The organism is Paenibacillus sp. FSL W8-0919 (genome assembly GCF_038003785.1).
Taxonomy (GTDB): Bacteria; Bacillota; Bacilli; order Paenibacillales; family Paenibacillaceae; genus Paenibacillus_AQ; species Paenibacillus_AQ lactis.
On record NZ_JBBOPV010000001.1, the window covers coordinates 3,711,188 to 3,737,486 of the forward strand.

A 26,299-nucleotide genomic window follows, 5' to 3' on the forward strand; every position below is an offset into this window, starting at 1 on the left:
TTTGAATGGAAATGATAGGTTTGCATAAATACAAAATCGAAAAAGCCTCCCTACGTATAGTAAGACGTTCAGGAGGCAGAACTTGTTTCATGAAAGGATCTGTAATCAAACGGTAATGCCATTCAGGACTTGCCGATCAACAGGGACAATAGTCCGGCTGCAATTAGCGGACCGACCGGGACCCCGCGGAATAACGCGACACCGAGCACGGTCCCGATCAGCAAACCTGCGACGACGGTCGGGTTGCTCCCCATCAGGGTAGCTCCCCTGCCCCCAAGGTAAGCGACAAGCATGCCTACGGCGATGGCGAGAAGCGACTTCCAGTTCAGGAACGATTGGCCGATCGACGCAAGACTCATCTTCCCGCTAGCCAGCGGGGACATGACGCCAACGGTCAATATGATGATCCCGATGGTGAGGCCGTATTTCTCAAGCCATGGGAAGGCTTGGTGAAAGCCGGTCACCCGGATCAGCAAAAGGGCGAGCATCGCGATGGTTACGGCCGAGTTGCTGCTGATAATCCCGAGCGCAGCCATGGCAAGCAGGATGAGTGAGGTTACATCCATACGGAATCACTCCTTATTAGCTTAGCTTTGTGCTGTAGCATTCAAGTGCTGTGCGATTAACCGCCCATGATAACGGCCGGTCTCGATAAAGACCTCGTTCGCGTTGCGTCCGGAAGCGATTACCCCTGCGACATACAATCCGGGCACGTTCGTTTCCATCGTCTCCGGGTTATACTGCGGCTTCTCCATGTCCTGGTCCAGTTGAACGCCGGAGGAGGAGAGGAGCTTGCGGTCCGGTCGGAATCCCGTCAAGGCGAGGACAAAGTCGTTATCGAGCTGCAGCTCTTCGCCTTTGGTGGATTCGATTCGGACCGAATTCTCCGTGATTTCAACGACACGGGACTGCAGATAGAGCTGGATATGCCCTTTCTGCACCATGCTGTCGAACAGCGGACGAACCCAAGGCTTGATGTTTTCGGATACGGCATCGCCCCGGTAAACCATCGTGACCTCCGCACCGACGCGGATCAACTCCATAGCCGCATCCACGGCCGAGTTGCTGCCGCCGATGATGACGGTCTTCATACCGGCATAAGGATGGGCCTCGCGGAAATAATGGGTGACTTTCTCCAAGTCTTCTCCGGGGATGCCAATATAATTCGGATGATCGAAATATCCGGTTGCAATGACGACGTGACGGGCCAGCCGCACGTTCTCTTCGCCGTTTCGCCGGCGGGTGCGGACAGTGAAACTGCCGTCTTGCTGCTTCGTAATTGTAAGGGCCTCTTCGTATGGAGATATTTTCAGACCAAAATGTTTGGCGACGCGACGGTAATAGGCGAGCGCCTCGTGCCGGTATGGTTTGTCATTCGATATGGCAAACGGAATATCTCCGATTTCGAGCATTTCAGCCGTACTGAAAAATTGCATATGCGTCGGGTAGAGATAGATGGAATGAACGACATTATGCTTATCAATAATTTCGCAGTCCAGTCCCTGGCGGCCGCATTCGATAGCTGCTGCCAGACCGCAGGGACCTGCACCGATTACAAGAACATCTAGCATGGTGATCCTCCTTATGTATATACCTTGCGCTTTTCATCAGCATTATAATCCTACAGCAAATGCAGGGATAAATCCAGATTTGACGCCGGGAACGAACCCGGCAGAAAGGCTTTAGACGGATGGACAAGCCCCCGTTGGAAAGGTGTGGCGAGGGCGGATGGAGGGTTGAAAAACAAAACAAATTAGATTAATATTAAATTAGATGAATATTAAATTTAGTATTTGTTAAATTCATTCTCAATGAATGAGGAGGGGAAGGAAATGAAATCATCAACGAACGAAGCATATAAGGCTTCCGTCATCAACAACTTCATGACCCGCGAAGGGAGGCTCCGGCACATCCCGGCGCAATACAAGAAGAAGCTGGTTATTTTGGAGCATCTTGTCGAGCAGCTGGAAGAAGGGAGAGTCTATCCCGAGAAGGAAATCAATGCTTATATTCAAACGTATCATGAGGATTTTGCCACGATCCGCCGCGAATTCATCATTCATGAGTACATGAGCAGGGACAGGGAAATGTATGTGCGAAATCCTCGGGAGCGCTGGACCAAGTGGGAAGAGGTGTAGGGTGGCCAAACAGCATAACAAACAGCATCTGGGTCATGCACAGCATTTCCCGTTCATGTGAAGCGGCTGGGCATGGCGGGATGCTGCGAAAAAAACCACCTTCATGGCAAGACGCGCCTAATGAAGGTGGTTTCCGTTATATAGTAAGGGAATGTTATAAAGGGTATAAGTTCGTTTAGAAGCCGGCAGCCGCTTTTTTCACGAGCTCCAAGCCGGATTGCACGATAGCTTCCGCTTCTTGAGGGAATTGGTTATGGCCCTCGATGATGAGGGTTTCGATATCCTGCACGCCCCATTGGCGAAGGTTGCGGATCACGAAGTTCACAGCCATTTCGGCAGCGGCCATCGGCCCTTCGGAATAGTTGCCGCCGCGTGCGTTAAGCAGGACTACTTTCTTGCCTGTCACAAGTCCTACGACACCTTCCGGCGTATATTTAAATGTTTTGCCAGCCTGGTTCAAGTAGTCGATATAAGTATGCAGCACGGCAGGCACGGTCATATTCCACAGCGGGAAGGCAAACACGATTTTGTCAGCGGCGAGAAATTGATCGATATATTTCGTAACATTGGCAGCAGCAGCTTGTTCTTCCGGCGTTGCCTCGATTCCGCGGGAAGCCTTGAACATCCCGTTGATGGCGGTGCTGTCATAGTATGGAAGATTCTCGGCGAAAAGGTCAAGCTCCGTAATTTGGTCCTCCGGATGATTCGCCTTGTAGGCGTCCAAAAACTCGTGGTACATCTTCACGCTTACCGATTGATCGATAGCTCTGTTGTTGGCTTTGATGAATAGTACGTTTGACATGTATGAAAACTCTCCTTGTTGTAGTTTGACTTTATAAAGTATAGTATATTACCTTTATATCGTTTGTCAATGACGCCTACTGGAGAATGCGAATGTCTCCGGAATGAGTTTCCACATGAATCGTATCGTTCGTTTCCCCTGGAGAATCCGGGGCATCCACAGACCCGGAGCGAGTCGTCAGTCATAGACGCCCCTGAATGATGCATCCGGCCGAACGATTACATCGCCTGATCTGCATATAATGCTGACGGGAGAGCTTCCAATCAGTCCCAAATGGATATCGCCTGAAGTCAGGCTGACGTCGGCGGGACCTTCCAGATCTTTCAACCGGATGTTGCCCGTTCGATTCGTGATGGAGGTTTCTGCCTGTATTCCAGTGCCCTTGATGTCTCCGGATATGTTCTCGATCATAAGCTGCTCGGCGTTCACCTGATTCAGAACGATATCGCCTGAAGTCAGTGAGATGTCGATTCGCTTGGATGAGGCGCCATTCAAGCGGATGTTGTTCGATAATGAGGATACCATCAGTTCTTCAAGCTCCTTGTCAGCGGGGAGAGAGACCGTCAGCTTCCCTTTAGGGAACCGGAAGTTGATGCCCAGAAACTCGATGGCCTGCGGCGTAGTCAAATCGAGATCGATTTCGGAGCCTGCCGGATCGAAAGCATTAAGGATATCCGCATGCTCTTGCTTAATCGTTCCTTCAAATGAAATGGAACTGGTATTATCGCTGCTTGTTTCAAATGCGATCTCCGTCGCGAACCCGCTGGAAAGCCTGAACTGCTTGAGTGCTTCAGTGTCTTCAAGCTCCCATCGTTTCTCGTAGGCAACCAGATCCTCGCCGAATTTGAATTTGTTTACGGCCATCCCGGCGATGCCAATGAGGATCAGTACCGCCGCGAAGGCAAATAGTAATTTCTTGATCATCGCATGTCACTTCCTTTCATCACCCGGACATTCCAGCTAGAGTAGCCCCGGGTAAGACAGGAGAGCCACCGAAAGATTGAACGAGCGCCATACACAAGCAGGATGCCGACACCGACCAGGGATACCGACAGAAACAATTTAGCCGGATAAAAGCTGCCGTTGATGATATATTCCACAAGCACAAGCGCCGGGCTGACCAAGCATGCAAGCACCAAGGTTGCAACGGCTATCCCAAAAGACCACAGGGCGGCAATGAGCGGATACGCAATCATGCCGCAGAAAACGAGGCCGGTGCAAGCGGCTATTTTTCCAATGGACGTTGGTTTCTTCCTTGCTGCCGAAGGCAGCCCGATATCTTCAATATATCCGCCGCTAAGCGCATCCCGCGCAATTTCAAACGGATCGCCAAGCTCGCGGGCAATCTCCTCTTCGGTGCGGCCGTTCTGCAAGCCGAATATAAAGTGGGATTCCACGTCTTGAATCAGCTCCCGCCGTTCATCGGGAGGGAGTGCGGCTAGCCGAGATTCCAAAATCGAAATGAACTGTTGTCTTGTCATACTAATTTCCTTCCTCGATCAGATTGGTCACATTACTCACAAAAGCCTTCCATTCCTTCACCATAGCCTCCATATAATTCACTCCGCTGTCGGTAAGCCTGTAATATTTACGGGGCGGCCCCTCGCTGGATTCCTGAAGATAGGTCGTGCAATAGCCTTCATTCACAAGGCGGCGAAGCAGCGGGTAGAGGGCGCCTTCGGCCACCTCGATGTGCCGCGAAACGGCCTGCGCCAGCTCATAGCCGTATTGATCCTTGCGGTTGATGAGCACAAGGACGCAGAGCTCGAGAACTCCTTTTTTGAATTGGACGCTCACATCCATGCGAATAGAGCCTCCTTTCTATTGAATGAATGTCTGTGATGCCCATCGGTAGTGATTATTGTTCAGTAGCTGACAACAATAAGATATCATTAGGTACTGAATAATGCAAGATACTGATCAAAAAATAGGCTGAATATGATCAAAGTCAAAAACGGTCGAACCCTGGGAAGCTTTGTTTTAAGCGGAAAAAGCCGTTTGAGCTTGAAAATGGGGGGTTAATAGAAGTTAACAGGGCATAATTGCAAACGTTCGTTGTTCCAAATCAATCATGGAGGGATGGGTTGTATGTCAATCGATCGTTTTATCCTCATGAAGCTGGCGAGCTGCAAAGAGAAGACAACGAGAATGAACCTTGTCAAACTGTTTCAAATTCGAATTCAGAGAGCACAGATGGCGGAGGAGCGCCATTTGAGGTTATAATAGAAGAAAAAAAGGGGCTACCCCTCTTAAAAGAGGGATAGCGCAAGAGAGTCGTTTTCACTTTTGCTGTGAAGAATTGCCTCGGATCCTTCGATCTCAATGCTGATGAGGGAGTTGAGGCATTTTTTCAGCGCTTTTTTTCCATTGCGGATTTTATTGTCAAGGGCGCTAGTCAGCAGTTTAAGCACCTTCTGTACCGGCTGCTTGCTATCTGTCGTAAAATAGACGGGAACCGGTCTGTTTTGGAACATAATCAGTGTTCTCATATCAATCACCTCACGAAAACTTATTTCATGATATTTGCATTATAATTTGCCAATCTTAAAATAACCTTAAATTCATAGAATTAATCAGCATCAATTTTATGAGATTGACAGTTTTGTGAACAGTCCGATCTGGCCCCATTGGAGGCGGAAATCCATTATAATTGATACACAATTAGTTCATAGGGAGCATGCATAACCACCCAAAAATAGGAAATGGGGATTATGTCACAAATTGACAGAGCGAACCCCAGAATGATATAGTTACAATAATGTAACTATTTTTTATATCTTATGATATAGGTGTTTCGGCTTTACGCATGGAATATTCAAGGAATGATGTTGAATTTGAAAGGCAGGGTTGACCGGATGATTCTTACCGTAATCAGCGGGCGTAACGAAGAAGAATGGTTTGATATCGATGTTCCAGACGAATGCTCCATCGAACGGCTGGTCGAGCTGCTGGGCTTGCGTTTGTTTCATGGACCGTCGGGGGACGGAATTCAATATATATTGGAAGCGAAGTTTCCTGAAGGCTTGTGGTTCAAGGTTGAAGGCCGTTCAAGCCTTGTCGAGGCAGGATTGAGAGAAGGTTCTTACATCCGCCTGCAGCGGGCATATTCCACCACCACGGAGGAGGCGCCCGTCTATGGCAGAAGATCGTTGTTTCAAGAAGGCTGAATTTGGGTAAATAACCCCTTGGTTTTGGTTGAAACATGCTAGATCAACAACATACATAATTAATGAACCTACCAGATGCTCTCGATTAGGAGGAAAGTGACATATGAACGTGTTATATCAACGTTCGCCGCGTATTAAACCGGCTTTACCCGATGAAGACATGGAGATTTTGAGGCCGCCGTCCGAGCCCAGCAAGCCTTCCTTCTCCTTGATCTCGATCATAATTCCGATCATAATGACGGCTGCGACGATCGGATTCTATGTATATATCAGCATGAGTGGGAAAATGGGGGCTGGGAGTCCTTATATCGTGCTGTCCATTATGATGATGCTGACCTCATATACCCTTCCGTTCTTTATGTACCTGAGCAACAAGAAGTCGTATCAGAAGAAGCTTGAGGAGCGCAATCAGAAGTATCGGGCCCAGCTCGAGCTTCATCGCGAGGAGCTTAAGGAGCGGCAGAAAGAACAGGTTGAGACGCTGTTCGATATTCACGGCGATCCCGACGTGTGCTTTCACGTTGTGAAGAACCGCAGCAGCAATCTGTGGGAGCGTTCCCCGGAGGATTCGGATTTTCTTGAAGTGTGCGCCGGCAAAGGGCAAGTGCCGTTCCGCATCCGGGTCAAGACGCCCCGTGCCGACGGGTATGACAAAGACCCGCTGATTGAAGCTGCAGAAGGCTTGGCCTCCGAGTTTCAAACCGTCGAGGATGCTTCGATCGCGCTTCCGTTATTCGAGTCGAAGGTGATCGGAATCGTAGGAGGAAGAGACCAGGTCTTGAACATGCTGAGGGTTCTTATGGCACAGTCAGCTGTAAGGCACTCACCTGATGAAGTAAAAATTGCAGCCTTTTATGAAGAAAAGGAGTCCACCGAGTGGCAATGGCTGCGGTGGCTTCCGCATACATGGGACGATGACCGGTCAAGCCGCTATTTGGCGGACCGCCGGAGCAGCGCCCACCAGCTGGCCGACGAAATCTTCACGCAGCTGCATCGCCGCAAGAACAATCGGTCTGAATACGGTAACAAGTCGATCGTGACACCGGCCTATGTCGTCATTTTGTCCGGCACTCACCTTATCGAGGAAGAGCCGCTTTTGCCATTGCTCATGGAGGATGGCGAAGCCATCGATGCGGTAACGATTGTCCTGTCCGACCGCAAGGAAAGCCTGCCGATGCACTGCCAGCTGATCGTGGAGGTGGGACGCGACCAAGCGGAATATACGGTGAAGAAACCGGACGGCACGGTGTCCCGTCAAGCCTTCCAGCCCCATCATATCAGCCGTGAACAGATGGAGGCCTTGGCGCGTTATATGGCGCCTATCCGGCTGAAGCGCTCCTCTGCATCGGATATTCCGAGCATCCTGCCTCTGTTTGAAATGATGGACATTCAGTGCATCGGGGATTTCGATGTTTACCGTCGCTGGCAGCAAAACCGCTACCCGGACACGCTGCCGGTTCCAATGGGCGTCCGCGCCGGAGGCAAGAAGATTAATTTGAATCTTCATGATAAAATAGAGCGTCAGGGACATGGGCCCCACGGATTGATTGCCGGAACGACAGGGTCGGGGAAGAGTGAGGTCATTCAATCGATCGTGGCTTCGCTGGCCGCTGAATTCCACCCGCATGATCTTGCGTTCATGCTGATCGACTACAAGGGCGGGGGCATGTCCAATACGTTCGTGAACCTGCCGCATGTCGTGGGTACCATTACGAATCTGGACAACAATCTGATCGAGCGCGCAAAGGTATCTCTTAAGGCCGAGCTGGTGCGGCGTCAGAAAATATTAAATGATGCGGGCAATCTCCAGCATATCGACGAATATTATAAGCATCTCCGCAACCGTCCGGGCGAACCGCTGCCGCATCTGGTCATCATTATTGACGAATTCGCGCAATTAAAGAAGGATCAGCCTGAATTCATGGACGAGCTTATCAGTATCGCTGCGATCGGGCGGACGCTCGGCGTCCATCTGATTCTTGCGACCCAGAAGCCGGCAGGTGTCGTGGATGACAAAATCTGGAGCAACTCCCGTTTCCGTATCTGTCTCCGTGTTCAAAGCGAGGGGGACAGCCGGGATATGCTGAAAATACCGAACGCAGCCTGGATCAACAAGCCGGGTCGGGGGTATTTTCAGGTCGGAAGCGACGAGGTATTCGAGGAGATGCAATTCGCTTGGAGCGGTGCTCCTTATGTAGAGGAGATGGACTCCGATGGCGCGATCGTGATCCGCGAGGTGCGCCTGAACGGAAAAACCGAACCGCTGCTTGCTTCCGAACACAGCGCGGGAGCTCAACAGGAGCAGCCGAAGCAGCTCCAAGTATTTATCGACCATTTGGCCCAAGTGGCCGAGCGGCAAGGAATTGAACGGCTGCAGGGCCCATGGCTGCCCCCGCTGCCTGAGACTCTGGACCTCGACACGGTCATGGCTGACGTGGAGGAGCCGATGCTGGGCGCAGCGATTGGCCGCAGACCGCTTGAGTCTTATGTAGGAACGGTGGACGATTTACCTAATCAATGCCAGCGTCCGCTGGTCCTCAATTTGGAGCAGGGGCATTGGGCCGTATACGGCATGCCTGGACTTGGGAAGACCACCTTTATTCAGACGATGCTGATGTCGCTGGCTCGGCGCTATACGCCTGACGATTGGCATGGCTACGTTGTCGACATGGGCCGTATGATGCGGGACTTCACCGTGCTGCCTCATGTCGGTGCGGTTATGACGGCGGAGGAAGAGGACCGGATTAAACGCCTGTTCCGTTATCTTGCCAAAATCGCGGGTCAGCGCAAGGATATGATCGCGGAAGCCGGGGTGAAGACGGTCGCTGCATACCGCAGAGCGTCGTCCGAGCCCGTGCCTCAGCTGATCGTTGTCATCGACGGGTATTTGAATTTCCGCAATACGTACACGGAAGAGAACGATATGCTCGAGTATTTGCTGCGTGAAGGCGGCAGTCTTGGCATTACGTTTGTTATGACGGCAAACCGGGTGTCGGATATGTTCGAAAAGGTGCGGAGCAATATTGCCCATGCGGTTTCTTACGAACTGGCCGATCCGGCTGATTATTACTATGCCGTAGGCCGGCCGGCGAAAGCGCCAAGCCAGCTTCCGCCAGGCAGGGGGCTTGTGAAAGGCCAGGTTCCGCCGCTGGAATTCCAGACGGCTCTGCCGGCTCCGGGACAGGAGGAGGGAGACCGCTCTTCGGCGCTTCGCCAGCTCATCCGTGACATCGCGAAGTCCTGGCAAGGCGAGGAAGCACCTCCGATTGAATCCCTGCCGGAACAGATCCCGCTCCATCAGCTGCTGAAGGTGGACGAGCCGTTCGAACGCGGCGGGATGGATCCATATGAGGTTCCGGTCGGCGTTGCAACGGACGACTTGTCGCCATTTACGATCAACCTATCGGACGGACCTCATTTCATCGTCGCAAGTCCGATGGAGGGCGGCAAAACTTCATTCCTGCTCAGCTGGATGCTGGCGCTTGCCTACTATACGCCGCCGGAGGCTCTCGAAATATATACCGTGGATACACGGTACGGGAGCAGCGGCCTGAGCCGGTTGAATCATCTGCCGCATGTCCGCGGTCATGCCGAGAATGAAGAGGAGCTTGCTTCCGTGATCTCCGGCCTGCATGAGCGGATTCAGGGCAGGTCCAAGGACAGCGAAGATCCAGCCATCGTGCTTCTTATTGACGATGCCGACGTGCTGAGCAAGCAGCTTAACGATTTTACTTTGAAGGATCAGTTGTCAGCCATTGTAAGGCAAGGGCGGGACCGGAATGTCCATGTTATCGTGGCCGGCGTGCCTGCTGACTTTCCGACATACGGCGTCGACTGGTTTACCGATATAAAAGCGGCGCAAAATGGGTTTTTATTCGGAACCCTGGATTCGAACGATTTATCCTTCTTTAGAATTCCTTTTTCCGAATCTGCGAATAGTCCTGGAGGACTAAAGATTCTTCCTCCGGGACAAGGGTACTATGTAAAACGCAAATTTTCCAGAATAAAAGGCGCAATTCCGTTTCATGAAGAGTGGAATGCCCAGAGATGGGTCTCAGAAATTCGCGACCGATGGCATGTTGTAGTTTGAGGGGAGGTGGCTCATAATGTTGACAATTCATGCTTCCAAACAAGAAACAATCACTCTGAACGATAAGGAATTTTTCTTCTTGGCTGGAATTATCGGATCGGACAGATTGCTTGGCGTTGAGGATCCCTTTGTCGGGTACTTAACCGAAGAAATTGCAGAGGAATGGGAAAATGCCAAACAATCTTTGTTAAGCAAGCAATACTTGATACAAGAAGAGGGCGGGGAATTGTCAATTCCTCCTGAAGTGTTTTCGAGAGTTGCTATTGCGGGACTTGCGGAGCGTGCATGCTGGTTGAAATACGAAACTCAGGTTAAGTCATTTGAAGGATATCTGCATGTTACCGACGAACGAGTAATACAAGTGTGCAGAAGCAGCGAAGACAACCGGTGTTATATGCTTAGCGAGCTCGGTACGATTGAACAGGCTTGTGATCAGTTGGTCGAGGATCTTGCGCTCAGCGATCACAACTGGGGAGATATCCCCGCACTCCTGTTAAGCCGGAAGGAGTTCGGCGACATCTATACCTCGGCACCCCTGCACAGCGGGGAAGAAATCGGTGATCGGCTGGCCCGGTTAACCGATGATGCGGAAGGATCGATCGCACTGGCCAAATGCATGAAGAACAAAATTTCCTCGGGGGAGCTCCAGCTGTCGATTTGGAACGGAACCAGCTGGGAGAGTCAAAATGCAGCGTTTATTGTGAATGAGTCCATGAATTGGCTTCTGCGAATGAGCCTGGAGGGAGACCAGGACTGGCTTACCGCAGCGCCAGCAACCAAAGAGCAGTTTCGTCATATGCTTCTCATGTGGCTGAAACAGTAACAGAGCCCGTATGAAAGGTGAGGACCAATGCGTATTTCTGTCGAGCCGGAATCACTCCGGACGTTAAGCCGTCAGCTGCAACTCAGTGGCGAAGAATACTTTGCGATGACGAGAAGATTGGGTCAGGCGATGAATTCGCTGATATGGGAAACTTCTCTCAAAGCGGCGGTTATCGATGAGTGGCAGTCTGCCCAGAAGCTGGGGGAGCATCTGGGAGCCCTTCTAGTTCAGCTGGGCAAGCATCTTCAAAACAAAGCGGATCAATTTCAAGAAACGGATCACCAGTACCACAGCATTTTGGAGCATGCGATCATCACGGTATCCCCTACGGCGCTGTTCTCTGCTTCCGGTATGGAAGACCGTGTCTCCATACTGCCCGAGCATAGCTCGGTCTCGGTCATTTCGAATCCGAGCTCGGTGGCAGCCGCTGTCGGGATGACGAGCGAAGAGAAGGGGAATTCGGTGAAGCAGGCCGCACTGGCAGGTCAAAGCTGGACTTTTACCGATCCTTCTTCCCTCAGCATAGCCAATTGATTTCCAAAACTTAGGACGAACGGATAAAGATTAGGTTTCAACTTGGGACGTATAGGGTAACTGGAAATTAGGTCTGAGGACATTTTGATAAACCTAGGCCTGTAGGCTAAGATGTCAAGTGTCACCAGAAATTGAATTTCAAGGAGGTTACATACATGGCAGGTCGTATTTTAATTACGCCAGAACAGGTAGAACAAGTAGCAAATCAATTTAAGCAGAGCGGTGAGCAAAGTCAGCAGATCGTTAACAGTCTGACCCAATCCATCAACGGAATGGAAGGACAATGGGACGGTATGACAAAGCAGCGCTTCTTCCAAGAATTCCAGGAAGCAAGCCGTCTGATGCAATCCTTTGTTCAGACTCTTGACAGCATCAGCAACGAGCTGAGAGCGATCGCTCAGAAATTCCGTATGGCTGACGAATCTCGTTAATCCATACAAGGATCTTTTGTTTTATAATAGATTCATAGGGCAGATAAACCGGGTGCCAGACAGCCCGGTTTTCTTGCAATCCAGGATCTTTATATAGTGAAACCCGCCTTCAGAAGGCGGGTGATGGTGTTTAAGAGAGGGTGATTGTTCGTGACTTTTCAGCCTAACCCTGGCGACGGAATCGTAATCAATGGTACGGCCTATACGGTAGGACAGCATCCTGCCGCTCCCGGCGTAGCCTATGCCCAAGCAGGAAGGCAGGGAATTGTATACCAGCTGATTCCTGTTGACGGTGAGATTTATCAAGCCAAAGCGCTCAAAGTCTTTTTTCCTAAATTCAGAATTCCCGCGATGGTATATCAATCCGAGCATCTGGGCAGCTATCAAGAAATGCCGGGTTTGCGGGTATGCAACCGTGAGGTGCTCACTCCCGAAAGAAACGGAGATTTGATAGCAGAATACCCTGATTTGCTGTATGCGGTCATTATGCCCTGGGTCCATGGATGCACCTGGTTCGATGTGATCAGTGATCAGCGGAATATCGGGCGTTCTGAAAGTCTTATGCTTGCCAAGGCGCTGGCCGCTATCGGCTCAAGCATGGAGCAGCGCGGATTGGCGCATTGTGATCTGTCTGCGCCTAATGTCATGCTTCCGTTTTTTTCGGAAGTGAAGCTGCCGGAAGGAGCAGCCGCCGTAGAGCTTGTGGACGTGGAGCAAATGTACAGCCCCAAGATGGACCGCCCGGACGTCCTGCTTGCAGGGTCCCCGGGTTATGCCGCTCACCGGACGGTGCACAGCGGTTTGTGGAGCGCGTATGCGGACCGGTTCGCAGGCGCTGTCATTATCGCGGAGATGCTGGGATGGAGCGATCCGGCGATCGTCAACCGTGCCTGGGGCGAAAGTTACTTCGACCAGCATGAAATGCAGACGCCGTGCGAGCGATATTTCCTGTTGAAAAAATCGCTCGGTCAACGCTGGGGCTCCCGGATCGCCGACCTGTTCGGCAGAGCTTGGGACAGCCAGGACCTGAGCAGCTGCCCGACGTTCGGCGAGTGGCTGATCGCCTTGTCCTCCGTAAGCGAGGAGGAGGTGCAGGAAGCCCCGCCGGCTGCTGCGGCCGTTGAGGTTGCAGATACGAATACGCAAGAAAAGCCAGCCGAATCGCCTTCCGGAAGTCCTGCAGAAGTGCCTGCTGAATTGATGGAATCGCTGGGCATCCAGCCTGGAACCCGGGAAGTTAACGACAATGTGGTTTCCCGCCTGTTTCATCAGGCCCGGGACTTGGAGGCTGCGGGCAATTTGTCCGGGGCGCTCGAAATATTTCGTTCGGCCTATCATTTTGTTAAGAAGGACAGTCCGCTAGAGGTGGAGCTTGCTGCAGCGATCGCAGGTCTGGAGAAGGAGCTGTTTCCTCCGGAGGACCCTGGTAAAAAAGGGCTAAAGGCGCTGCTGACCTCCCGCAAGTTCATGATCTCCGCGGCTGCGGCGATTGTTATCCTGGCCGGGTCGGCCTTGACGGTTAACCAGATCCTGGCGGAGAAGGCGGAGAGCAAGCAGCTTGAGGCTCAGCGTCTGGCCGAGCAGCAGGCCAAGGAACAGGCGGAAGCTGCACGCAAGCAGCAGGAAGAGGAAGCGGCGAAGAAAGCCGAGGAAGCTCGGAAGGCCGAAGAAGCGAAAAAGGCCGCGGAAGAAGCGAAGAAGGCAGAAGAAGCCAAGAGGGCGGAAGAAGCCGCGAAGAAGGCGGAAGAAGCCCGCAAAGCCAAAGAAAAAGCGGAGCTTCAGGCCAAATACGAGAGGCAGGCAAAGTATGAGGCCTACCTCACATCGCTGGAGGAGAAGAAAAAGAAGCAGGAGCTTCAGGAAAAGTACGATAAACAGGCGAAATACGAAGCCTATCTTGCTCAGCTGGAAGAGAAGAAGAGAAAAGCCGCGCAGGAGGAGGCCGCTGCCAAAGCGGCTGCCCAGGCTGAGGCGGAACGAAAAGCAAGAGAGCAAGCTGCTCGGGCGGAACAGCTGCAGAAGCAGCGCTCCCAAAATATTGTGGAGCTGGTGGCGTTATACAACAAAGCGTATAATGCGCAGGTCGCGGGTAATAAGGACCGCGCCAAAAACTTCGCCCGTCAGTTCATGACCCTGTACAACAAGGATGCTGCTTATAACCGGACGGTTGGCAGTATGATCAGCCGCCGCAACAATTTGAACAAGTTCTTAGAGGACGACAGCTTCTGGATACCTAAGCTGTAGGAAACATTAACTGAAGAATTAGCAGGGGTGAAGGTTTCGCGATGAACTATACCATACAAGCATCACAGCGCACGCCCGCGCTCATTATATACCTGATCGATATCAGCGCATCGATGAATATGCTCATGGAGGACAAGAGGCGGATCGACGTCGTTTATGAAGCTTTGTCTCTAGCCATCCGGCAGATGGTATTCCGTTCAACGAAGGGGAACCGGCTTACGCCGCGTTACCGGATTGCGATCCTGGCATACAGCGATGATGTATACGATTTGCTGGGCGGCATCAAAGGCATCGATGAAATTGCGGCCATCGGCTCCCTGCCGGATTTGACGCCGAAGCGGTTCTCCGATTCGGCAAAGGCTTTTTCACAAGCAGAGAAAATATTGCAGATGGAAATTCCGAATATGCAGGATTGCCCAGCACCGCTCGTGTGCCATATGACCGACGGTGTTTCAACAGGCGAGGATCCGGAGCCGATCGCACGCCGGATCATGAGCATGAGTGTTCCGGACGGCAATGTGCTTGTGGAGAATATCTTTATTTCCGATCATCTGATGAGCCAGCCGATCACGGAACCGCGCCGCTGGAAGGGGATATTGCCGGACACGCCGCTTGAGGACGAGCACGCCCGCAAGCTGAAGATGATGACTTCGGCACTCCCCGAGAGCTATCGGGAAATGCTGGTGGAGGCGGACTATCAGCTTAGTCCGGGTGCATTAATGATGCTTCCCGGCACCTGCTCGGAGCTCGTGTCCATTGGATTCCAGATGTCGGCAGCGACACCGGTAAGGTAACGGCTATGAAGCGGTCATTTGCAAACGCAGAAGTTTGGAGCGGACGAAGGAAAAGGGCGCGGTCAACCACCTATTATTATGAGAGCAAACAGACCGGGGAGGAGCCCTTGACCCGGGTGGAAGAACAGTTCATTTGCCGGTACGCTTACGGCAGAGCTGCGGAATCGGTCATGATGTCGGAGAGAGGCCAGGATTTCATGGCTTTCGCGATCGATCGGGACGTCTGCCGGTTCGTGCTGTGCGACGGAGTCGGCTTAAGCTACCGTGGCGATGTCGCTTCCCAGCTCCTCGGACGGGGGCTGATGGGGTGGCTTCATTCGCAGGATGAGCTGTCGCAGCCAGCCTTGGAACGCAAGCTGTTTGAGCTGACGCAGGAGGCGGAGCGGGAGATGCGCAGCCTGTCCGTCGATGCCAAGGCGCCCAAGCTGCTGCGTGAGGTGCTGGAGGAGAAGCAGCGAATGGGCAGCGAGGCGATGTATGTGTGCGGACGGATCGAGCTGCCGAGCCGGTTCAGGCGAAAAGGCAGGCTATGGCTGGCATGGCAGGGGGATTCCCGCTTGCGGCTGTGGCAAGGACAGCATGAAATTTCGCCTATATTCGGCGACCGGTTTCGTACGGCCGAGCGCTGGTCATCCAAAAGCGGACCGGTGGGCGGGAAGCCCCATGTGTACCAATGCCGATTGGAGCATGACTCGGGCTATCGACTGCAAATGTACAGTGATGGTCTGAACGACCTGGACCCGATGAAGGAGCCGATACCGGATGACCAGGTCCAAGTGCTTATGAACGCATTGCATACAGGCGGGCTGGAGGATGACGCTTCGTTTCTGGAGATTATGTGGTAGGGATCAGCAGGATAACATAATAGCATGATAGCTGGAGAGCAGGAGGTGTTTCCGAAGTCGTCGATTTAAGCAGACTTTGGAACAGCTCCTTTTTTCGCCGGGAAAGCCCACCGCGCTTGGTTCTCGGCTTTACAGAACGGTGCGTTAGCTAACCACATGCCACATGCGTAACAAAAATCGCCAGCACTTGATCCAGCGACTTACAACCGTGTCAAATCTTCTTCGCTCTAAATGGTTCTTCCTGTTCATTTCATTTTGGTCGGAGCCGTGAATTTCATGGTATTGGCAAAATTATCGAAATGCGGATTATAAAACACGCTCTTTTGGGTAATCTTGTGACAGACGAACCTACGAGGTTATGAGATGAAGGAGCGTGGATGAAGATGAATGAAGTTCAGGGAAGCATGCATGGGAGAACAGCGATCATTACGGGAGCAGGATCGGGGATCGGGAAGGCAGCAGCCGTCAAGCTTGCGCTCATGGGGGCGAATGTTGCCCTGTTCGATCTGCTGGATGAGCGGACGAACAAGGCGGAGGCGGAAATCAACGCCCTTCGCGAGGGATCCGCAAGAGCGTTCGATGTGGATATTACCGATCCGGACCGGGTCGAGAAGGCTGTGCTTGAGACGGTGGAAATTTTCGGAGGAGTGGATATCGTATTTGCAAATGCAGGGATTAACGGCGTGCTCGCTCCGATTGACGAAATGAAGCTCGAGGAATGGGAGAAAACGTTGAAAGTGAATCTGAACGGTACTTTTTTGACGGTTAAATACGCCCTTCCCCATCTGAAAAAACGCGGTCAAGGCAGTATTATTATCACTAGTTCGGTTAACGGCACGCGGACGTTCTCGAATTTCGGGATGAGCGCATACAGCACGACCAAGGCAGGACAGGTGGCGTTTGCCAAAATGGCTGCGCTAGAGCTGGCGAAGTTCAAAATCAGGGTCAATGTGATCTGTCCGGGAGCGATCGCCACGAATATCGACCAAAGCACGAAGAAGAAGGACAACCTGGACGAGATTACGATTCCGGTCGAGTATCCGGAAGGAAGCCAGCCGTTGGCGGACGGTCCCGGACAACCCGAGGAGGTTGCGGATCTGGTCGCCTTCCTTGCCTCCGACCAATCCAGACATATTACCGGCGCCCAAATCTTTATCGATGGAGCGGAATCCCTCCTCTGACAACGAATAATCATGATTTCGGCTTGGAATCCTAAACCTGCTGGATTATGATAGAATATATATCTGAAACATGTGGCTGCGAGCATGGGAGTTAAATGCTTTTAAGGCGTTTTTGAGCGAGTATGGAAAACAGAGGGGGCTATTATGGGGATCTTTTCCAGGTTGGCGGAACAGAAGATCGAGGAAGCGGTTCGCAACGGAGAGCTGGACAATTTGCCGATGGCCGGCAAAAAGCTCCCGATTGATGATTTATCCCATATCCCGGAGGATCTTAGAATGTCCTACCGAATTATGAAGAATGCGGGGTATGTTCCGGAGGAAGTCAGCTTGAGGAAGGAATGCATCCGCCTGTATGATTTGCTCAATGCTGCACAGCATGATGGAGAGCAGGAGCAGCTGAGACGCAAGCTGAACGAGAAGCAGCTGAGGCTGCAGATGCTGCTGGAGCAGCGTGGGCTTGGATCGAGCGGTGCGTTCATGCAGTACGAATCCCGTATCAGGGAACGACTGGTAGATGAATAGAAACAGCGAAGAGATGGATGTAAAAGCCAATAAAAGCCAATAGACGGTTCATATAAAGCATGCGCCAGCTGCCATTCGGCCTCGAATGACGACTGGCGCTTCTTGTTGTGCCTGCTTTATTGCAGGTTGGGCATCGGAGCAAACAGCATCTTCAGAGCATCATGGGTCAGTTTGATCGGCTCCGGCGTAATTTGAGCCATATCAAAGCTTTGGACCAGCTCGGATGGTGAAACCGGCTCTGGAGAGGGAATCAACCCGGCAGCCCAGGCGAGCCATCCGACGATTCGCTGAGGCTGGATCCCTTGTCCCCGCAAAAAGGACAGGCTCAGTCCACGGTTCCGTTTGGCCAGCCGCTTGCCCTCGGCATCTACGATCAAGGGAACGTGGGCAAAGCGCGGAGGCGTGTAACCGAGAGCTTCGTACAAAAGCAGCTGCCTGGGGGTAGAATCAAGCAGATCAGCGCCCCGCAACACGTGGGTGATCCCCATCAATGCGTCATCGACAACGACGGCAAGCTGGTAAGAGATCATCTCATCCGCTCTGCGGACAACAAAATCGCCGCTCTTCTCGAGCGGATAGACTTGGGGGCCGACGATATCGTCGGTGAAGACAATCGCCTGCTCGGGAACCTTCATACGCAGGGAAGGCTTCTTGTGCTGCTCTTTGCGCAGCGCTTCTGCCTTCGTTAAATGCCTGCAGGTGCCTGGATAGCGGCGGCCTTCGGAGGCCAAGCCATGCGGCGCGCTTGCAGCAGCCATAATGTCAGCGCGGCTGCAGTAGCACGGATAGAGCAGCCCCGCCTCCTTCAGCTTCGAGAGCGCGCTTTCGTACAGCGTCTTTCGTTCGGTCTGGATATACGGCCCAAAGCTGCCCCCGACATCGGGCCCTTCGTCCCAGTCGAGACCGAGCCACATCAAATCCCGCATCAGTTCATCAACGAGCTCTTCGCGCGAGCGCTGTTCATCGATATCCTCGATCCGAAGAATATAGCGTCCGTTCAAACTTCTCATCTGCAGCCATCCTAATAACGCGGTGAGTGCGTTGCCGATATGCATCTTTCCCGACGGCGTCGGGGCAAAGCGTCCGCGGCATATAGTTTCTTGCTGCATCATTTTCACCTTCTTGACTGCATCTTCTTTAAAATATCCGAGGGAGATGTTTTAATATAATGTATTGTAGCGCAAATGGGCGTTGTGTTTCCAGAGGAGGCATGCTAACCGATAGACTCGCGTCCTATTGCGAAACAAGAACAGGGAGAGCAAATTATAGAAAGAGCAAATTTTATGCGAATGATGGAGACGAGTTAAAAATGAACCAACTTCCCATACATCAAGTATTACCGCAATTAACCGCTGTTCTCGGTGAGCGGAATGCTGCCGTTCTGATCGCGGAACCGGGGGCGGGCAAGACTACACAAGTTCCGCTGGCCTTCCTGAAGGCGCCGTGGCTGCAGGGCCGGCGGATCATCATGCTTGAGCCGCGAAGACTTGCCGCCCGGTCCGCAGCCCGATACATGGCTTCAGCGCTCGGGGAGCGGGTAGGCGAGACCGTCGGATACCGGGTGCGGATGGATAGCCGGGTAAGCGACCGGACCGTGATCGAGGTCGTTACGGAAGGGATCCTGACCCGAATGCTGCAGGAGGATCCCGAGTTGTCCGGTACCGGCATGATTATATTCGATGAATATCATGAACGAAGCCTGCAGGCGGATACCGGCCTTGCGTTTGCGCTGGAATCGCAGTCCGTTCTGCGCGATGACCTGCGCCTGCTCATCATGTCGGCTACGCTCGAGGCAGAGCCTGTAGCCAAGCTGCTGGGGGGAGCACCTGTTATTGTGAGCGAGGGCCGCTCTTATCCGGTTGCAACCAAATATTTGCACGCTTCACGCCTGGAGGAATTACATAAAGGAGCAGCTCGGGCCATTCAGCTGGCGCTTTCGGAGCAGGAGGGCGATATCTTAGTCTTTCTTCCGGGTGCTAGGGAAATTAGGCGTACAGCAAACGAGCTGCAGCAGGCCAATCTAGGAGGCGACATCGTCATTCGCCAGTTACACGGTACGCTTTCGCCAGAGATGCAGGATGAAGCGATAAGGCCGGATCCGGCTGGGAGCCGCAAAGTGGTGCTGTCCACCAGCATTGCTGAGAGCAGTATAACGATCCAGGGGATCAAGGTGGTCGTCGATTCCGGATATGCCCGTACCGAGGTCTTCTCACCGCGCACCGGTCTTCCGCAGCTGATCACGAGACGGCTTTCCAAAGCTTCCGCCGACCAGCGAAGAGGACGGGCCGGGCGAATATCCGCCGGCGTTTGTTACCGGATGTGGAGCGAGGAGGAGCACCGACATCTTCCTGAGCATACCGAGCCGGCGATTCGAGAATCGGATTTGGCGCCGCTCGCGCTGGAGCTGGCAGCCTGGGGGACTCGGGACCCGCTGCAGCTTGCATGGCTTGACCCTCCGCCCAAGGCGGCGTTCGCACAGGGCCAAGAACTGCTTCGCCAGCTTGGCGCGTTGGACGAGTCGGGACAAATCACGGATCATGGGCGTAGCATGGCTCGCCTAGGTATTCACCCGCGGCTGGCCCACATGCTCCTTCGGGGAAAGGAGCTCGGCGAAGCTGCTTTGGCTGTGCGTCTTGCGGTGCTGCTTCAGGAGCGGGACATATTCCGTCCGCAAGCATCAGCCGCGGATCAGGACATTAGGTCCCGCCTCGAGCGGCTGGATCAATATGAACGCAGGGGCTCTGGTAATGCCGGTCCCGAAGGGGTTGATGATGCTGCTCTGAAACGGATGCTTCAGGAAATTACGAAGCTCCATTCGGAGCTGGGCATTCCCGACGCTGGCGTCCTGCGGACCGATCGATGCGGATTGCTGCTCTCATTTGCCTACCCGGACCGAATTGCCAAGAGCAGGGGAACGGGCAGCTATGTGCTTCGGACCGGCCGGGGGATCAGACTGGCCTCGGTCCAGCAGCTAAGCCGGGCGTCCTATATCGTCGCCGCCGTCATTGATGATCAGGGACCGGACGGCTTAATTCAACTTGCGGCTCCGCTGGAGGAAGAGTGGCTTGAGGAGCACTTCCGCGACGAAATGGAGCTGATCCGGGAAGTAAGCTGGGATCCGGCGTCCGGCAGCGTGCGGGCTAGGCAGCGTCTGATGCTGGGCGCAGTTCTGATTCGAGAACAGCCGTATGAAGGTGTAACCGAGGAAGACCGGTCGGCCGCCGTTCTAAATGCGATCCGCCGGGAAGGGCTGGGACTTCTTACGTGGACCAAAGCGGCTGTCCAGCTGCGCGAGCGGATGGCCTTCATGAAGAGGCATGACCCTGCCGGAGCGTGGCCGGATGTAACGGACGAAGCCTTGCTTGCCAATGCGGATACCTGGCTGCTGCCGTACCTGGGTGGTGTTCGAAACCGCCATGATTTAAGCCGCCTTGGCCTAGCGGGACTTCTGTCCCATTTGCTGAGCTGGGACATGAAGCAGGAGCTGGAGCGCGAGGCACCGACACATATTCAGGTTCCCAGCGGATCCAGAATACCGGTGGATTACAGCGATCCGGACAAGCCCTATTTGGCAGTCCGGCTGCAGGAGCTGTTCGGGATGAAGGAGACGCCGCGCATTGCCGGAGGCAGGGTTGCGCTGACGCTGCATCTCTTGTCGCCGGCTCATCGCCCCGTTCAAGTGACCTCGGATTTGGCGAGCTTTTGGTCCAGCGGGTATTTCGAGGTGAAAAAGGACTTAAAGGGAAGATATCCTAAGCACTACTGGCCGGATGATCCGCTTGAAGCTACCGCGACGAATCGGACCCGCCCCAAGCCATCATAATGCATCATAAGGCATCAGCCGGAAATGTCAGACGTTTGGCTACCGGGTTCATCGGGTAATGATAAGAAAATAACCTGATGAAGGAGGCAATGGCATGGAGAGAAAAGTAGCGGGCGTGTTTCGGTCAGAGCAGGAAGCGGCGCAGGCCATTGAACGGCTTCAGCGAAACGGGATTCCGAGCGATGCGATTTCGATCATTACGAAGGACCAACGGGACGCGGACCAATTAGCTGAGCAGACGGGCACGATGGCACCTGAAGGTGTGGCTGCAGGTGCGACAACCGGAGGAATTCTTGGCGGCACCGCCGGCTTGCTCGCTGGCCTTGGCGCCTTGGCGATCCCGGGCATCGGACCGATCCTCGCTGCAGGCCCCATTGCCGCAGTGTTAACCGGCGCGGCAGTAGGAGCCGGAACCGGGGGCCTGGTCGGCGGCTTTATCGGCCTTGGCATACCCGAGGAGGAGGCAAGGGAGTACGAGTCCTATGTTGAGGAGGGGCGTATTCTGGTGCTTGTTGATGCCGATCAAGAGAATACAGGCATTTACGATATCTTCCGTGATTCGGATGCGATGAATGCGGATCGATATGGACAGGCCGGTCCCGAGGTGGATGCTTCCTTACCCCCGCGCGGAACGAATCTATGAAGTGAACTGAAAGGATCTCTTGAAGTGAGTTAAAGGAACTGTCCCCTATGTGGATTATTCTGCTGGTGGACAGTTTTTTATGTTAATTAAGGGTTGAAGCTCATCTTAATTGGCTGTTGTTTGCGGATATTCGGGATATGCAAGGGAGGCTGCGAGCAGCGGGCATGCGATGGGCAGTCATCTGGAACTTATTGGATTGGCTTCGGACGTACCCGCTCCCTTAGAATAAATGAGGTCAGCAAAGAATTCGGATTCGGATTGGGGGGAGCAGCTATGGCTAGAGAACGAATACCCGAGGTTGAACGATTGCGGGGCATCGCCTTTTTGGCTGTCGTGCTTCAACACTCGATTGCCCATTATTCGATTGCACCCGGAATGACGGCTAATGACGGCATCTTGATGGCGATTCTGCTCATGGCCACCAAATTTGCAGTCCCTGTGTTTGTGTTTATTACGGGTTTAGTGCTATTTTACAACGATCGTGGACATCTTCATTATGGTCGCTTCATTAAAAAACGCTTTGGCGATATCTATATTCCATTTGCTGTGTGGACTGTCGTTACAATTTTGATGAATTCGGGATTTAACCCGTTTGTTTTGGAGGATTGGAAGCAACTGGGCTATGTTCTGATCACCGGGAAATCCAGCTCGCATTTTTGGTACATCATCATGCTGTTTCAGATGTATCTGCTGTATCCATTATTTCGTCCAGCCTTCCTTCGCGTGAAAGCACAGGAGAGCCGCCCCATCGGTCTCTTGCTTCTGCTCCTGTCGGGAGGGCTGTATTTATGGCTCATCAGCGGGATTAGCGAGATCGGCCAGTGGATGGGAAGCCTTCAGATTCCCGTTTGGAGCGAGCTGTTTACGACTTATGCGGACCGGAATGCGCTATACTACTTTTTTTACTTTACGCTTGGAGCCGCCGCCGGGTTGTATCAGCAGGAGTGGAAGGGATGGATTCGCCGATACCGGAAGCTGAACTGGCTCGTTTTTGCCTTTTTGTTCGGATAGATGCTCATCCAAGCGGTGTCTGAAATCCGGGGGGCACAAGGCGGTATTACCTTCTATTCGCTGTCTTTGCTTCGGTCGTCAATGGCGTTGTTTTTGATCAGCTCGATCATCGTCATGTATGATGCGGCTTGCTGGATCTGTAAATATGGCGGGGAGATGCTCAACAAGTCGCTGACCTCCATCGGCTTATACTCATACGGGGCGTACCTGATGCACCTGCTGACACTGCGTCTCAGCTACAGCGTGGATGAAAGCCTGCTGCTGCACGCGCCACCTTCTGTTCGAATCGCCGCTTCATGGATCATAAGTGCGGCGGCCGCATATGGGGCTACCTATGTGCTGTCGAAGCTGCCTTTTGGAAAATGGCTGGTCGGATTGTCGGGAAGAAAGGGACGCTCGCAGCCGCACCCCCCGGATATGCCGCGCCAGCTCAAGCCGAATGCTCAGACTGGGCAAGCCCCCGGCGTTTAGTTACGCATCCCGTGGTATATAGTTCCTCACACGTATAAAACGAGAAATAACTGCCTGGGGGGCAGCGCACCTGCGGGGCGCCACCTGCGCTGCCCCAACCCAACGTCGCTCACAAGTTCCTTTTAGGGACTTGTTTGCCGTTCCGTGGCGCCCACGGCGCCCACAAGTCCTTCTAAGGGACTTGTTTGCCGTTCCGCGGCGCCCAGGGCGCTCACAAGTCCCTTTTAGGGACTTGTTTGCCGTTTCGTGGCGCAAACGGCCCCTACAAGTGCCTTTTGGGGACTTGTTTGCCGTTTCGTGGCGCAAACGGCCCCTACAAGTGCCTTTTGGGGACTTGTTTGCCGTTTCGTGGCGCAAACGGCCCCTACAAGTCCCTTTTTTGGGACTTGTTTTGCCGTTCCGGCGCGCCCAGGGCGCTCACAAGTCCCTTTTTTGCAGCTAGAATAAAAAGTGGACACCCCTTAGTGATAAAACGATAATGAAACAAAGCAGACGAGAGGGTGTCAAAAAAAATGAGTGGCAATAGACAACATTACAACGAGACATTTAAGCGTGAAACCGTAAAGTACGTGCAAGAACAGTCGAAGACGCTGGAGCAGATCGCCGATGAGTTGAACATTAATCCAGGCACATTACGCAACTGGGTCAAAAAGTATCGAGCATTCGAGCACGAGCCTGTCAATCATGGGGAAACCTTACGTCAGCAAACCCAACTTATCGAAGATCAGAAACGCGAAATTGATGATTTGAGAGAAGAAATTGCGATCCTAAAAAAGGCCATGCACATCTTCAGCAAAGAAAAGAACTAAGGTTCCAGTTTATCGAAGATCATCGCTCCGAGTTTCGATTGGAGAAGATGTGCGTTCTCTTTCACGTGTCTCGGAGCGGTTATTACAAATGGCGTACCTCTGAAGCTTCTGAACGGGAAAAACGTAAGGCAACGCTGGCTGAACGTGTGAAATGGCACTTCTATGACTCCGATGAAACCTACGGCAGTCCCCGAATACGAAACGAGCTGGTGAAGGAAGGATGGACGGTATCGGAACGTACGGTGGGCCTCATTATGCGCGAACATGGCCTTCGTTCATGCATGGCCCGTAAGTTCCGAGTGGTTACGACCGATTCCAAGCATGATCTCCCGATTGCCCCTAACGTGTTGGAACAAAATTTCAAAGCCACAAAGCCCAACGAAAAGTGGGTCGCTGACATCACGTACATCCCCTGCCGCCAAGGGAAACTCTACCTTGCGAGCATCCTGGATCTGTACACCAAACAAATCGTCGGTTGGAAGCTAAGCGATCGGATGACCACAGACCTTACCCTCGATGCCCTAAAGATGGCGTATGCTGCTAAGAAGCCTCCGAAGGGATTGATTCACCATTCCGACCGCGGTTCGCAATATGCCGCTAAAGAGTACCGTGAACAGTTGAAGCAATTTAACATGAAGCCCAGTATGAGCCGCAAAGGAAACTGCTACGACAACGCCTGTATTGAAGCGTTTCACAGTATCCTAAAGCGAGAATTCATTTACAGCAAACCTAAGTTTAAAACAAAAGAGGAAGCCGGGCAGAAGCTGTACCGTTACCTTGAATTTTTTTACAACCGAAAACGTTCTAACAGTACGATTGGGTATATGTCCCCGGTGCGTTTTGAGCAGTGCTATTACGAGTGTATAGCTTAGCTTAGAGGTGTCTACTTTCTTGACAGAAGAGCATTTAGGGACTTGTTTGCCGTTTCGTGGCGCCCACGGCTCCTACAAGTCCCTTTTGGGGACTTGTTTGCCGTTCCGGGGTGCCCACGGCGCCAACGCCCCTACGGTTCCCACAAGTCTCAAACCTGGCCTTGCTTACCTCGGCCAACGGCCCCCAGCGCACCAACCAACCAAGTACCGAACTACCTGCTTGCTCGACCAACCATTAATTAAGCAACCAAGCAAGATAATAAGCAACCGAGCAAGCAAATTGAAGACAAACCATGACCTATCCAGCTACCAAGTTAACATGCAAACAAGCAAGCAGACGATGTCTGTGACGCGAGAACCAACCTGGTCCGAACTACCGATCTAAATGCGAACAATAATAATTTCAACATATGAAAAATTCGCAATAGTGAGATGCACAAATTACATCCTCGCATCAGCCCTCCCCAATACCTACTCAACACGTTTCAATCCACCTTATTTTGGTTAAAAGAAGGGGATGCCTCCTATTGTGCAGACTGGGAAACTGTGGGTTATAATGGAAAATAAGAAAAACGTCTATCGAGGTACTCTCAATGTAGACAGACCGCGTTTAGCGGTGGTTTTTCTTGAGATATCAGGCAGCAGATCCTTCGAAGCTTATACTTTCTGATATCTTAACAAACGGGAAGAGAACCGGACAGTAAGGAGGCATTCGAATGGCTTTTATGATCGCGCAGCGTGCTTTTATCAAGGTTTATCTTATTACGATGGTTGAGCAGCAGCGGGGATACGGATATCAGATGCTGGAGGAGCTGCGCCAGCAATTTAAGGATCATGGCTATTCGCCGCCGCAGAGCGAAATCTACCGTGCACTGCATGAGCTTGTACAAGAAGGCGTGCTGTATCGCACGAAGCAGCTGAAGGGCAATGATCCGCGTGTCGATTTTCAAGAAATCGTGCTCTACCATTTCACCGACGAAGGAGTCGAGAAGGCCAAGCTGTATAAAAAGCAGGTCAAACAAGATCTGGATCGATGCCTGGGAATTCTTCATAAAGCGGTCAGCGATAATTTTGGATAGTCAATAGTCACGAACATCAA

Annotated in this window: 27 protein-coding genes; 19 read left to right on the top strand and 8 right to left on the bottom strand. The window is 52.6% G+C overall.

The window, feature by feature from the left end:
• Positions 1–122: 122 nt before the first annotated feature.
• On the bottom strand, positions 123–566 hold the full coding sequence (locus NST44_RS16940; RefSeq protein WP_007128640.1) for a DUF441 domain-containing protein: 444 nt from the start codon (positions 564–566) through the stop codon (positions 123–125).
• A 21-nt stretch (positions 567–587) separates the two neighbouring features.
• Positions 588–1,571 carry a YpdA family putative bacillithiol disulfide reductase gene (locus tag NST44_RS16945; protein WP_340900187.1) on the bottom strand — a complete coding sequence of 328 codons (984 nt, stop codon included), beginning with the start codon at positions 1,569–1,571 and terminating at the stop codon, positions 588–590.
• 261 nt (positions 1,572–1,832) lie between these two features.
• Here NST44_RS16945 and NST44_RS16950 point away from each other — a divergent pair, with 261 nt between their 5' ends.
• A complete protein-coding gene (locus NST44_RS16950; RefSeq protein ID WP_007128638.1) occupies positions 1,833–2,138 on the top strand; it encodes a DUF2087 domain-containing protein in 306 nt (101 codons plus the stop codon).
• Between the two features lie 175 nt (positions 2,139–2,313).
• Here NST44_RS16950 and NST44_RS16955 read toward each other — a convergent pair whose 3' ends face one another.
• The 4 genes from NST44_RS16955 to NST44_RS16970 all read right to left on the bottom strand — a co-directional run bounded on the left by NST44_RS16955 (position 2,314) and on the right by NST44_RS16970 (position 4,743).
• Positions 2,314–2,940: an FMN-dependent NADH-azoreductase gene (locus NST44_RS16955; RefSeq protein WP_210095108.1), complete on the bottom strand. Its 627-nt coding sequence runs from the start codon at positions 2,938–2,940 to the stop codon at positions 2,314–2,316.
• Between the two features lie 177 nt (positions 2,941–3,117).
• Complete coding sequence (locus tag NST44_RS16960) at positions 3,118–3,864, bottom strand: DUF4097 family beta strand repeat-containing protein (protein ID WP_245256053.1); 747 nt, start codon at positions 3,862–3,864, stop codon at positions 3,118–3,120.
• Positions 3,861–4,421, bottom strand: a complete 561-nt coding sequence (locus tag NST44_RS16965) for an HAAS signaling domain-containing protein (RefSeq protein ID WP_210095107.1) — start codon at positions 4,419–4,421, stop codon at positions 3,861–3,863. The genes NST44_RS16960 and NST44_RS16965 overlap by 4 nt, the downstream gene beginning before the upstream one ends.
• Before the next feature lies 1 nt (position 4,422).
• Positions 4,423–4,743, bottom strand: a complete 321-nt coding sequence (locus tag NST44_RS16970) for a PadR family transcriptional regulator (RefSeq protein ID WP_007128634.1) — start codon at positions 4,741–4,743, stop codon at positions 4,423–4,425.
• Positions 4,744–5,028: 285 nt separating this feature from the next.
• Between NST44_RS16970 and NST44_RS16975 the strand changes: the two genes are divergently transcribed.
• On the top strand, positions 5,029–5,163 hold the full coding sequence (locus tag NST44_RS16975; protein WP_007128633.1) for a hypothetical protein: 135 nt from the start codon (positions 5,029–5,031) through the stop codon (positions 5,161–5,163).
• A 26-nt stretch (positions 5,164–5,189) separates the two neighbouring features.
• On the opposite strand, the gene NST44_RS16980 is transcribed toward NST44_RS16975, so the two are convergent.
• Positions 5,190–5,429 carry a hypothetical protein gene (locus tag NST44_RS16980; RefSeq protein ID WP_007128632.1) on the bottom strand — a complete coding sequence of 80 codons (240 nt, stop codon included), beginning with the start codon at positions 5,427–5,429 and terminating at the stop codon, positions 5,190–5,192.
• 366 nt (positions 5,430–5,795) lie between these two features.
• Between NST44_RS16980 and NST44_RS16985 the strand changes: the two genes are divergently transcribed.
• From NST44_RS16985 to NST44_RS17030, 10 genes are all read left to right on the top strand, one after another.
• Complete coding sequence (locus tag NST44_RS16985) at positions 5,796–6,107, top strand: hypothetical protein (RefSeq protein WP_007128631.1); 312 nt, start codon at positions 5,796–5,798, stop codon at positions 6,105–6,107.
• Between the two features lie 103 nt (positions 6,108–6,210).
• The gene (gene essC / locus NST44_RS16990) at positions 6,211–10,197 is read left to right on the top strand and encodes a type VII secretion protein EssC (protein ID WP_007128630.1); all 3,987 of its coding nucleotides are present in this window, start codon (positions 6,211–6,213) and stop codon (positions 10,195–10,197) included.
• 16 nt (positions 10,198–10,213) lie between these two features.
• Positions 10,214–11,020, top strand: a complete 807-nt coding sequence (locus tag NST44_RS16995) for a hypothetical protein (RefSeq protein WP_007128629.1) — start codon at positions 10,214–10,216, stop codon at positions 11,018–11,020.
• A 27-nt stretch (positions 11,021–11,047) separates the two neighbouring features.
• Positions 11,048–11,554 carry a WXG100 family type VII secretion target gene (locus NST44_RS17000; protein ID WP_007128628.1) on the top strand — a complete coding sequence of 169 codons (507 nt, stop codon included), beginning with the start codon at positions 11,048–11,050 and terminating at the stop codon, positions 11,552–11,554.
• Between the two features lie 155 nt (positions 11,555–11,709).
• The gene (locus NST44_RS17005) at positions 11,710–11,985 is read left to right on the top strand and encodes a WXG100 family type VII secretion target (RefSeq protein ID WP_007128627.1); all 276 of its coding nucleotides are present in this window, start codon (positions 11,710–11,712) and stop codon (positions 11,983–11,985) included.
• Between the two features lie 150 nt (positions 11,986–12,135).
• Entirely contained in the window at positions 12,136–14,229 is a 2,094-nt protein-coding gene (locus tag NST44_RS17010; RefSeq protein ID WP_210095106.1) for a serine/threonine-protein kinase, read from the top strand.
• Positions 14,230–14,270: 41 nt separating this feature from the next.
• A complete protein-coding gene (locus NST44_RS17015) occupies positions 14,271–15,023 on the top strand; it encodes a vWA domain-containing protein (RefSeq protein ID WP_340900189.1) in 753 nt (250 codons plus the stop codon).
• A gap of 116 nt (positions 15,024–15,139) precedes the next feature.
• Positions 15,140–15,868: a hypothetical protein gene (locus NST44_RS17020; protein WP_244152662.1), complete on the top strand. Its 729-nt coding sequence runs from the start codon at positions 15,140–15,142 to the stop codon at positions 15,866–15,868.
• Between the two features lie 377 nt (positions 15,869–16,245).
• Complete coding sequence (locus tag NST44_RS17025; protein WP_210095105.1) at positions 16,246–17,049, top strand: SDR family oxidoreductase; 804 nt, start codon at positions 16,246–16,248, stop codon at positions 17,047–17,049.
• A 144-nt stretch (positions 17,050–17,193) separates the two neighbouring features.
• A complete protein-coding gene (locus tag NST44_RS17030) occupies positions 17,194–17,571 on the top strand; it encodes a DnaJ family domain-containing protein (protein WP_340900191.1) in 378 nt (125 codons plus the stop codon).
• Positions 17,572–17,687: 116 nt separating this feature from the next.
• Here NST44_RS17030 and gluQRS read toward each other — a convergent pair whose 3' ends face one another.
• Positions 17,688–18,680 (bottom strand): tRNA glutamyl-Q(34) synthetase GluQRS, encoded by a 993-nt coding sequence (gene gluQRS / locus NST44_RS17035; protein ID WP_213616457.1) that lies wholly within the window; start codon positions 18,678–18,680, stop codon positions 17,688–17,690.
• Between the two features lie 200 nt (positions 18,681–18,880).
• Between gluQRS and hrpB the strand changes: the two genes are divergently transcribed.
• The 7 genes from hrpB (at position 18,881) to NST44_RS17070 (ending at position 26,279) form a co-directional block, all read left to right on the top strand.
• Positions 18,881–21,394, top strand: coding sequence for an ATP-dependent helicase HrpB (gene hrpB, locus NST44_RS17040; protein ID WP_340900194.1), 2,514 nt, complete (start codon positions 18,881–18,883; stop codon positions 21,392–21,394).
• A 94-nt stretch (positions 21,395–21,488) separates the two neighbouring features.
• Positions 21,489–22,037 carry a general stress protein gene (locus NST44_RS17045; protein ID WP_210095103.1) on the top strand — a complete coding sequence of 183 codons (549 nt, stop codon included), beginning with the start codon at positions 21,489–21,491 and terminating at the stop codon, positions 22,035–22,037.
• A gap of 273 nt (positions 22,038–22,310) precedes the next feature.
• Positions 22,311–23,048, top strand: a complete 738-nt coding sequence (locus NST44_RS17050) for an acyltransferase (protein ID WP_340900196.1) — start codon at positions 22,311–22,313, stop codon at positions 23,046–23,048.
• Positions 23,049–23,063: 15 nt separating this feature from the next.
• Positions 23,064–23,519 carry a hypothetical protein gene (locus NST44_RS17055; protein WP_340900198.1) on the top strand — a complete coding sequence of 152 codons (456 nt, stop codon included), beginning with the start codon at positions 23,064–23,066 and terminating at the stop codon, positions 23,517–23,519.
• Between the two features lie 512 nt (positions 23,520–24,031).
• The gene (locus NST44_RS17060) at positions 24,032–24,328 is read left to right on the top strand and encodes a transposase (protein WP_007129247.1); all 297 of its coding nucleotides are present in this window, start codon (positions 24,032–24,034) and stop codon (positions 24,326–24,328) included.
• 11 nt (positions 24,329–24,339) lie between these two features.
• Positions 24,340–25,200 (top strand): IS3 family transposase, encoded by an 861-nt coding sequence (locus tag NST44_RS17065; RefSeq protein ID WP_244152709.1) that lies wholly within the window; start codon positions 24,340–24,342, stop codon positions 25,198–25,200.
• A 716-nt stretch (positions 25,201–25,916) separates the two neighbouring features.
• Positions 25,917–26,279 (top strand): helix-turn-helix transcriptional regulator, encoded by a 363-nt coding sequence (locus tag NST44_RS17070; protein ID WP_007128617.1) that lies wholly within the window; start codon positions 25,917–25,919, stop codon positions 26,277–26,279.
• Positions 26,280–26,299 lie beyond the last annotated feature (20 nt).

Excerpts from the sequence above, each read along its gene's own strand:
- NST44_RS16940 (WP_007128640.1), bottom strand. The coding sequence starts at position 566 with ATGGATGTAACCTCACTCATCCTGCTTGCCATGGCTGCGCTCGGGATT.
- NST44_RS16945 (WP_340900187.1), bottom strand. The coding sequence starts at position 1,571 with ATGCTAGATGTTCTTGTAATCGGTGCAGGTCCCTGCGGTCTGGCAGCA.
- NST44_RS16950 (WP_007128638.1), top strand. The coding sequence starts at position 1,833 with ATGAAATCATCAACGAACGAAGCATATAAGGCTTCCGTCATCAACAAC.
- NST44_RS16955 (WP_210095108.1), bottom strand. The coding sequence starts at position 2,940 with ATGTCAAACGTACTATTCATCAAAGCCAACAACAGAGCTATCGATCAA.
- NST44_RS16960 (WP_245256053.1), bottom strand. The coding sequence starts at position 3,864 with ATGATCAAGAAATTACTATTTGCCTTCGCGGCGGTACTGATCCTCATT.
- NST44_RS16965 (WP_210095107.1), bottom strand. The coding sequence starts at position 4,421 with ATGACAAGACAACAGTTCATTTCGATTTTGGAATCTCGGCTAGCCGCA.
- NST44_RS16970 (WP_007128634.1), bottom strand. The coding sequence starts at position 4,743 with ATGGATGTGAGCGTCCAATTCAAAAAAGGAGTTCTCGAGCTCTGCGTC.
- NST44_RS16975 (WP_007128633.1), top strand. The coding sequence starts at position 5,029 with ATGTCAATCGATCGTTTTATCCTCATGAAGCTGGCGAGCTGCAAAGAG.
- NST44_RS16980 (WP_007128632.1), bottom strand. The coding sequence starts at position 5,429 with ATGAGAACACTGATTATGTTCCAAAACAGACCGGTTCCCGTCTATTTT.
- NST44_RS16985 (WP_007128631.1), top strand. The coding sequence starts at position 5,796 with ATGATTCTTACCGTAATCAGCGGGCGTAACGAAGAAGAATGGTTTGAT.
- essC (WP_007128630.1), top strand. The coding sequence starts at position 6,211 with ATGAACGTGTTATATCAACGTTCGCCGCGTATTAAACCGGCTTTACCC.
- NST44_RS16995 (WP_007128629.1), top strand. The coding sequence starts at position 10,214 with ATGTTGACAATTCATGCTTCCAAACAAGAAACAATCACTCTGAACGAT.
- NST44_RS17000 (WP_007128628.1), top strand. The coding sequence starts at position 11,048 with ATGCGTATTTCTGTCGAGCCGGAATCACTCCGGACGTTAAGCCGTCAG.
- NST44_RS17005 (WP_007128627.1), top strand. The coding sequence starts at position 11,710 with ATGGCAGGTCGTATTTTAATTACGCCAGAACAGGTAGAACAAGTAGCA.
- NST44_RS17015 (WP_340900189.1), top strand. The coding sequence starts at position 14,271 with ATGAACTATACCATACAAGCATCACAGCGCACGCCCGCGCTCATTATA.
- NST44_RS17025 (WP_210095105.1), top strand. The coding sequence starts at position 16,246 with ATGAAGATGAATGAAGTTCAGGGAAGCATGCATGGGAGAACAGCGATC.
- NST44_RS17030 (WP_340900191.1), top strand. The coding sequence starts at position 17,194 with ATGGGGATCTTTTCCAGGTTGGCGGAACAGAAGATCGAGGAAGCGGTT.
- gluQRS (WP_213616457.1), bottom strand. The coding sequence starts at position 18,680 with ATGCAGCAAGAAACTATATGCCGCGGACGCTTTGCCCCGACGCCGTCG.
- hrpB (WP_340900194.1), top strand. The coding sequence starts at position 18,881 with ATGAACCAACTTCCCATACATCAAGTATTACCGCAATTAACCGCTGTT.
- NST44_RS17045 (WP_210095103.1), top strand. The coding sequence starts at position 21,489 with ATGGAGAGAAAAGTAGCGGGCGTGTTTCGGTCAGAGCAGGAAGCGGCG.
- NST44_RS17050 (WP_340900196.1), top strand. The coding sequence starts at position 22,311 with ATGGCTAGAGAACGAATACCCGAGGTTGAACGATTGCGGGGCATCGCC.
- NST44_RS17060 (WP_007129247.1), top strand. The coding sequence starts at position 24,032 with ATGAGTGGCAATAGACAACATTACAACGAGACATTTAAGCGTGAAACC.
- NST44_RS17070 (WP_007128617.1), top strand. The coding sequence starts at position 25,917 with ATGGCTTTTATGATCGCGCAGCGTGCTTTTATCAAGGTTTATCTTATT.